The following is a 566-nucleotide window of genomic DNA, read 5'->3' on the forward strand; positions in this document are numbered from 1 at the left end:
CAACCCACCCTCCTCGTACGTCGCCGTGGCGGCAGTCGCTACAGCGCCACGCCCAGGAGCGCGTCCACGGCGCGCGACACCACGCCGGGCGCGCCCTCGTCCGTGCCGCCCGCGGTGGCCTGGCGCTCGGCCCAACGGTCCACCGCCGCGAGGGCGGTCGGCGCGTCGAGGTCGTTGGCCAGGGCAGCGCGCACCTCGTCGACCAGGTCGTCGGCCGGCGGGCCGTCCGGGCGGGAGACGGCGGCGCGCCAGCGGTCCAGCCGCTCCCGCGCCTCGGTCAGCACGCCGTCCGTCCACTCCCAGTCGGCGCGGTAGTGGTGCGCGAGCAGCGCCAGCCGGATCGCGGCGGGGTCCACGCCGTCGCGCCGGAGCTGCGAGACGAAGACCAGGTTGCCCTTGGACTTGGACATCTTCGCGCCGTTGAGGGCGACCATGCCGGCGTGTACGTACGCCTTGGCGAAGGGGTGCTCGCCGGTCAGCACCTGGGCGTGCGAGGCGCCCATCTCGTGGTGCGGGAACGCCAGGTCGGACCCGCCGCCCTGCACGTCGAAGCCCATGCCCAGGTG

At 75.4% G+C, this 566-nt stretch carries 1 protein-coding gene; it reads right to left on the reverse strand.

What is annotated here, in order from left to right; genetic code table 11:
• Nucleotides 1-38: 38 nt before the first annotated feature.
• On the reverse strand, nucleotides 39-566 hold a 528-nt coding region (locus tag KUM32_RS37125; RefSeq protein WP_217146265.1), incomplete at its 5' end, for a class I tRNA ligase family protein.

The sequence above is a fragment of the Streptomyces sp. AC627_RSS907 genome (assembly GCF_019049165.1).